A 6987-nucleotide genomic window follows, 5' to 3' on the forward strand; every position below is an offset into this window, starting at 1 on the left:
TCTTAGGCATCATCTTCGGTTACGCGCCGTTCGTGAATTGGCGTCGCAATGTCTTCCAGGCTTCGTCCGTCCCTGCCTTCCAGAAGCTTCTGACAGTTAAGCTTCATCGACGCATTCCAGCGAAGCGCGATACGCAATACGTTGTCTTTAACTCCCGACGTTTCGCTGCTGGCTACAGACTTGAAGACCTCTGCCATCTCCGTAAGCACCCAAGGCTCGGCGGCAACGAAAATACGGCAGATCTTTGCCGACGTTGCGGCACTCAAGTTCACGTAGGGGTTCCCGTCTCGGTTGTCTGGCGCAATGAGCATTCCCTTTTGATCTTCGATTGGCGAGAGCCGCCACGGTGCCGGGTAGCAAGCACTTACTTCGGCAACACTGATGACGCGGTTAGCTGCCGTGGTCAAGAATGACGCAACCGATTCTGGCGTGAAGTCGCCATGCGTGATGTTGTCGGAGTTTGCAGCGAGCTTTTCGTCGAGTGATCGTGCTGCGAAGTAGTCAATTTCCTTAGCGGGAGAAGACATGTTTTCGTCCTTCGTGTGGTGGTGTTTTTCCGTGGCGAGTATAGGGAAAGCCTGCTTTCCGCAGGGGTGCGAGAAGCCGGTCGAGAGCCTTCCCGTTTACCTATTGCAGGTGTCTAGCTGGCGGTGAAGCGCTTCCTTTTCGGCAGCGGTTACCCACAGGTCATAGATGGTTTTCACCTCAATCTGGCTCTTGGCGTAGTCGCAGCGGTAGCTCTTAGATGGGGGCAACCAGGTCGCTGCATCGCCGTCGCCTTTTTGGGAGTTGAGGGAGTCCGTTGTGGCAACAAGGTTGCGTGGATCGTTGGCGAAGTTGCGGCGTTCCTTGGCGGTGAGCTTCTGCGCACCTTTTTGCCATGCGTCGGAGAGGGAAACGATGTGGTCAATGCTGACTGTGCGGTCGTTGTTTGTGCGCTGGTACTGGACTTTCTTACCGCTGTAGGGGTCGTGAAGAAGACCTGATTTCACTTTGCAATCGTCGGTGTTGGGAACGAATGCAATGTTGATGAAGTCTCGGGCTTTGATGTCTTCATTGGTAGGGCAGTTGTTGTTGCCGTATTCGACATCTACGTTGTCGTCCCAGCTCTTTCCGAACTGTGCGCGTGAGTATCCGGTTTTAGGTGCGCGACCTTTGACGTCTAGTTGGTCGAGTTGGTCGCGAGCTTTATCAACGCTTTGCTCGCTGACTGCGGAGGGTGCTGACGTGGGCTGTTCTGCTGTGGCGTCTGGCGAGGTGGGGCCGAGTACTCCAATCGCAATCGAGAGGATACCGGCGAGTATGGAACCCGTGGTGGACATAGGAACTCCTGATTGTGGTGTGTGCATGGTGGTGCCTACGAGTTTCGCATGAGAGCGCTTTCTGTTGGCCGAGGTTGGCTATTTTGCTTGATTTTGGACAGTCAGGGACGTGCACTGTGCGACGCTGTGCGGCGTTGAAACGCAAAAGTGCCCCTCCAGCACTGCGCAGAGGGGCTAGGCGGCGTGCGTTATTCGACCATTTTGTAGATGGGGTTGCGTTTAATAGCATCGCGGACGTGGCGACCGGCGCCGCGCGTGTAGCGTTCTGTCGTGTTGATTGAGTTGTGCCCCATAAGGCGTTGGAGTTGGTAGACGGTGACATCAGGATCTTCTGCCATCATGGTTGCGAACGTGTGGCGGAGCTGATGGTTGAGTGACCCCTTGGCGCGGTATCCGGTGATGCCGGCGCGTTTATAGGCGATAGATACTCGGCTTGTTAGCGTGGTGTCGTTGATTCTGGTGCCGTCTGTTTTGATGAATAGTGGCTGGTCAGGCGCCCATCTACTGAAACTGTTGCGCGATGTGTCGTTAACCGTTTCTGGCAGGCGGGAAGCGCGAGAGACTAGGTATTCGTCGATGGCTTCTCCCACTGGTTTCTCAATGGGGATTTTCCGTTCTTTGCCGCCTTTTCCTACTACTGTGATGGTTCGCGCGCCGGATTCATCGAATGTGGGAGAGACGCTGCTGATGTTGAGTTCGCATAGTTCGTCGGTACGGACTCCGGTGGCGAGCATGAGGAGAATCATGGCGTAGTCTCGCTGCCACCATTGCCGGTATTTGTCGGTGCGGTATTCGGGTTGGGGGTCGGCAAGGGTGCTGAGTAGGCGTTCGACAGCTTCTGGGGGAAGGGCGTTGGGGACGGATGTTCCGTGGTTGCCGTTTGCGGAGGGGACTTGTGCCATAGGGTTTCGGTCGATGATCTCGTGCGATACAAGGTGTTGCAGCATTCCGTTCCATGCCGCCCAGCATCGTCGGTGTGAGGATGGCGCGTGGTCGGCGGCGTATTCCGCGAAGGCGTCGGTGAGTAGGTTTCGGTCTATGTCCTCAATCGGGATTGGTTGGTCGCGGGGTATCTCTAGCAGTTCGCGGATTATGCGTTCAATGGTGCGGAGGTCATTGACATAGGCATGAATTGTGTTGTCCGATAGTCGTTGGGCTTGGCAGTGCGCAAGGAACATTGTGGTTGCGTCATTTACTGTGCGTACAGGTGTTCCTGTGCGCCACCTGTATCGTTTGGGGGCTGGCTTCCTTGGCATACCTATCGTCTCCACTAATTGCTGTGCGTTCTGTCTAGCTCTTTAATTACTACTCGTGGTTGCGCGTCCTATTATGGAACATTGTTTTTCTCGCCAGTTCTGCGCCACACTCATATCGGCTTATATTTGTCACAGTGACATTATTGGGCTGACACACCTAACACATTTAGACCACCAGAAGCAAGGGCTAGAGCGCGCCGACAAAACCATTGGCCACCGCTTGTTAGACCACTCTTTTTGACCGGCGATACCGCGGACACTCACAACCCTCCATCAACATCTCTGCGCAGTGACTGAACTTCTATTAGTCCAGGTAGTCGGCTTTTCGGTTCAGATTGTTCAACAATCTACAGAGCGCCTTTTTGTACTCAATCCCGCCTCGCAGGGAGGGGGATTTGAGCCAATTATACTTTACGGATAATTGAGATTATCCGTTTTATCGCCTGAAAATTCCCGTCTGTGATATTCCTCACACATAAATTGGTGTACGCCATACTCATTCATGCTCTTGTGTCCTGTTGTAGCACTCGGGACTTCCGTAGGTTCTCCAGAATCCCATAGGACATCTAGACTCGAATGATACTAGCAACGCCGTATTGGCCATCAAGCGTCTAACGTTTGATGACAATCTCACACCACATGCCACCTCTCATTATCGCGGCAGTCGAATCGGCATGAGAACGTAGGACGAACTACTGGCTCCCGGAATGAGCTCACCGTCATCTTGCGAGCTGGCAGGATTAAAGCGAATCGGGCGACGCGACGCATCTTTCTCAAGGAATAGTGCCACTCTGTCGCAATCAATGCAGCGTAAGCCATTGAGTAGGTACTGCAGATCAACTCGGAAAAGTGCGCTGCCATGACCGCTCACTCCACAGTCATGCAGTTCAGCCGGTTCACTCTTGGTAGTTGCCAAGCACCGAACTCGTCCATCTTGCATATCGAAAGTCACGTCCCCATTGCGAGACACGCGCGGAGCGGCATTCTTGATCGCCCGTTTGAACTGCGCTGTGTCAATCAGCACGACCGACGTAGCATTGGCTGTAAAGAAGACTCCCAGCTCAACTTCCGGATCGTAGGCATTAATCCTTGTCATAGCTTCCTCGGAGGAAAGTATGACAGCATCCCCACCACACGCCAATCGGCACTCTACCTCGCCATTTGGCTGAATCGAACGTGCAAAGTTCTCTACCAGGCGGGCATCAATCGTGAAGCGTCGATGCGTACTATCGGGTTGCTCACATAGAGAGTTCACTTCCAGAACTCGCTTTGCAATCCTAATGCGATCCGTGGCAAGGAGAGTGACTTGATTTCCCTCACAGTAGACGTAAAAGGACTCTAGCATCTGATGCTTTCTTCCCTGCGCCCCCTGCAGCTCGCCTCGTGCTACCTCAATTGCGGAGATAGCCTCCTTGAATGCCTTTGCAGATACGCGGAAATACGGCTCCGAATCGGGGTTGCCAGAGGTGACACAAGGGGCGAACGACGGGCTGGATTCTGCCTGGAATACCATTTCACCAGTGGAGATGGATAGATTGACGAATATCGTGTCGGCTGCCGGGTCTGACAGAGTGGGTGTTGCCGACTCGATGAAGTTGCGGAACTCGGTTGCGTTGCAGGTCATGCAGATTGCATCTTGGGTATCGACAGCGCAGATCCAGCGCGATACGTAGTTCTTGTTTTCGCGGCGCTCCAGGTAAAGGCTACCGTTTTCAACACGCAGGGCTGCGACCGTAGTGCTCGTGAGCTTACGGAAGAGTGAGTTAGTTGCGCGGCGAAGCGGTTTAGCAGGAATGGTGGCGATGGTCTGAGTTGCGGTAGTCATCGTGGATTTCCTCTCGTGTGTGGCGAACAACTGCGCTTAGTGTCGCAACCGCGCTTCACTATCTGGCCGAAATGATTTCCACCACGTGACTACTCTCGTAGTCACTCACTCACTACGTGTGTAGTCACCGCCTATTTATGCGTTATGTGCAGCGAGTATGTGGCTGAACCGTAGTCGGACAGTCCAATCACACAGCCAGTAAGCCCACCCCACACGAAAGCCCTCGGCGGTAGCTACCGAGGGCTCTGAGGGTGTTGCGCTAAGCGACCAGAAGGTCGAATGCCCGGTTTACGACGTTGGAGCTATTGCGGGTTCGGAAGTTGCGAAGTGCACGGCCTTCGGCTCCGCCCTGCGCTGGCCTAACCCAGTCATTCCACTCTGCAACAGCGTTGTATGCAGCCCACTTCGTATTGCGGCCTTCCTCTTGGGTTTCTTCATTAACGAACAGGTGCATTAGTTGGTCGCGGCGCTTTTCCCACGAGGTGACTGCACGTACACCCATTTCCTCATCTGGCTTGGGGAAAAGTGTGCCAATGAAGCCATCGAACTCGTTGGCAGTGAACTTGCTCGCTATGAGCGCCTCCGCACAGTCTGCGAAGTCCGCGGCGTAAATCATGGCTCGATGCAGTGTTTCACGCGCTTCGTCCATGCGCTGCTCTGCGGTCTTAGTATGACGGATACTCCAGGTGAACTTGTCACCAAAGCCTGTGCGCATACCGTTGGTGCATACCAGCCGGGTTCCCTGGATGTCACCGAGGATGGTTCCCCGACCGGCGTGGTCTGCGGAGAGATTGATTGAGAAGTCAATGATGTCATAGCCGCCGACGGTAATCTGCGCTTCTGGCAGTTTCATGCTCAGGAAGGTCTTTCGGCCGTGGTCAAGTTCTCCTGCGTGGGAGAACTCGGCGCCGAGCATGTGTGCAGCGTCTGCGAGGGCAAAGGCATCGGCATTGGCAACCGGCTCGTAGCGGGAGCCAACGACGCCAAGAGTGATGAAGTTGTCATCACGCATAATCAGGCGCTGGCCTGGAATGGAGGTGGTGATAACTCCTTCGTCTGTGAGCAGCGAGATCTTTTCTGCGGGCTCTTCGATGATGTTCCAATTCAGGTCGGCAAGTTCGAGGGCGTCATCGAGGCTTGCCGTGCGGGAAATGTCTGTACCCAATGTTGCGGTCGCAGTCTGGCGAGTAGTGCGAGAAATGGCTGGCGCGGTCATGGCTGCTCCTTTTCGGTCGTGTGCTTGGGTGTTGCCTTCAGCTTTGCAGGAGCAGTTGTAGACCTGGCCGGAGTTTGTTGGCGCGGACTTTTCGCCACCAGAGGTGTTGTCACACCAGTGTCGGACAGTCCCTTTGCAGGGTTTTCGACCTAAAAGAAAATCCCCGCTTGCGCGGGGAAACGTAGTCCTTCGGGGGCTTTCAGCCGAAACACTGCCCCACATAACCAAATCGGAACATCCCCAGTGAGCTGGGGAAAATGGACTACGCAGTTAAGTGTATCGGACATTAAGAAAGGACGGTAGGAGCAACCTACCGTCCTTTCACCAAAAACCGAGCGGGCTTTCTTAGGGGGAAATGCCGGGCGCTCGCACCACACTAAAAGTGTATCCATCGCAGTTCGACAACTGGGATGAACACTGTCGATTGTCGCACGTGATAGTGGGGTTCTCAACGCATTGCAAAGCTACTTTTTGGCCTGCAACTACAGATGTAGTTACGTGGTTCAAGAGTGGCCAGGTGGAAGCCGCAATTCTTTTTGTGATGTGAACCATACGAGACTACCCCCTCCCCTAGCCCCGACTAGGTTCCATGTCGATTCCCTATGCAGCGAGGGTGCCCGCAAGCTCTCCGTGGTTCGCCATGAGGGTGATTGCGCGGCGCGCGAGGTAGGCGCTGCGATGAAGGTCATCAATGACACGGTGAGCGCTACCACGAAGACCCTGAGATGCTGGCGCTGGTTGCCTCGCCTGGAACTGGTCACTGTCGATGCCGAGGGTTTCGGTGCAGATAAGCGCCAGGCTCGTTGCGTCGATGCTGCGGAAATGGAAGGCATCGAGCAGAAGGGGCATTTCGGCTGACAGGAAGGTGCGATCCAGAGTGAGCGATGATCCGAGCATGAAGGGCTTGTGCTCTCCGAAGTGTGTGGCGACGAACTCTAGTGCGCGTTCCTGCACCTTGTCCACACTGATGTCTGCGGGGTTTGCGTGGGCGAGGTCATTGAAGAGCCCGTTTTTGGTGTGCATTTGATGCACGTAGGGACTGATGCCTTTGTCGATGTGGGTTTGTGCGACCGGAGAGGCTACGAGGGATTGAAAGTGTGCTCCTGGCTGCATGTTGCGGTCAAAGGCGACGAGTCCAACTTCAAGCAGGCCAGCCGGGTCTTCTCCGTAGGGGTCGATGCCGGTGGTTTCGACGTCTAGGCCGAGGTAGGTGTATTTCATGGTGCCCTCTTCTCGTGTGGTGGTGTTTGGTTTAACTATGCCGTGGCGCCCGGATTGGCTGGCCGGTTGGCAGTCGAACAGGTGCGCGACGGGGTGGGCAATCGATGCCCGCATTGGGGAAAACGCCTGGTTGCGGTCGGTGTGGGG

Annotated in this window: 6 protein-coding genes; all 6 read right to left on the bottom strand. The window is 54.9% G+C overall.

What is annotated here, in order from left to right; genetic code table 11:
- Positions 1-2 precede the first annotated feature (2 nt).
- The 6 genes from CHU70_RS11145 to CHU70_RS11170 all read right to left on the bottom strand — a co-directional run bounded on the left by CHU70_RS11145 (position 3) and on the right by CHU70_RS11170 (position 6840).
- A complete protein-coding gene (locus CHU70_RS11145) occupies positions 3-527 on the bottom strand; it encodes a hypothetical protein (protein WP_147739900.1) in 525 nt (174 codons plus the stop codon).
- A 96-nt stretch (positions 528-623) separates the two neighbouring features.
- Complete coding sequence (locus CHU70_RS11150; RefSeq protein WP_242451402.1) at positions 624-1322, bottom strand: HNH endonuclease family protein; 699 nt, start codon at positions 1320-1322, stop codon at positions 624-626.
- A 188-nt stretch (positions 1323-1510) separates the two neighbouring features.
- A complete protein-coding gene (locus tag CHU70_RS11155; RefSeq protein WP_187269956.1) occupies positions 1511-2500 on the bottom strand; it encodes a tyrosine-type recombinase/integrase in 990 nt (329 codons plus the stop codon).
- Positions 2501-3230: 730 nt separating this feature from the next.
- Complete coding sequence (locus tag CHU70_RS11160) at positions 3231-4403, bottom strand: hypothetical protein (protein ID WP_147739903.1); 1173 nt, start codon at positions 4401-4403, stop codon at positions 3231-3233.
- 259 nt (positions 4404-4662) lie between these two features.
- A complete protein-coding gene (locus tag CHU70_RS11165; RefSeq protein WP_187269957.1) occupies positions 4663-5619 on the bottom strand; it encodes a DUF932 domain-containing protein in 957 nt (318 codons plus the stop codon).
- A 600-nt stretch (positions 5620-6219) separates the two neighbouring features.
- A complete protein-coding gene (locus CHU70_RS11170) occupies positions 6220-6840 on the bottom strand; it encodes an exonuclease domain-containing protein (RefSeq protein ID WP_187269958.1) in 621 nt (206 codons plus the stop codon).
- Between the last annotated feature and the right edge of the window lie 147 nt (positions 6841-6987).

It is taken from the genome of Corynebacterium sp. LK10, from assembly GCF_008042455.1.
Lineage (GTDB): Bacteria > Actinomycetota > Actinomycetes > Mycobacteriales > Mycobacteriaceae > Corynebacterium > Corynebacterium jeikeium_D.

What these genes read in the sequence shown, in the direction of transcription:
- CHU70_RS11145 (WP_147739900.1), bottom strand. Translation starts at nt 527, where the DNA reads ATGTCTTCTCCCGCTAAGGAAATTGACTACTTCGCAGCACGATCACTC.
- CHU70_RS11150 (WP_242451402.1), bottom strand. Translation starts at nt 1,322, where the DNA reads ATGTCCACCACGGGTTCCATACTCGCCGGTATCCTCTCGATTGCGATT.
- CHU70_RS11155 (WP_187269956.1), bottom strand. Translation starts at nt 2,500, where the DNA reads ATGTTCCTTGCGCACTGCCAAGCCCAACGACTATCGGACAACACAATT.
- CHU70_RS11160 (WP_147739903.1), bottom strand. Translation starts at nt 4,403, where the DNA reads ATGACTACCGCAACTCAGACCATCGCCACCATTCCTGCTAAACCGCTT.
- CHU70_RS11165 (WP_187269957.1), bottom strand. Translation starts at nt 5,619, where the DNA reads ATGACCGCGCCAGCCATTTCTCGCACTACTCGCCAGACTGCGACCGCA.
- CHU70_RS11170 (WP_187269958.1), bottom strand. Translation starts at nt 6,840, where the DNA reads ATGAAATACACCTACCTCGGCCTAGACGTCGAAACCACCGGCATCGAC.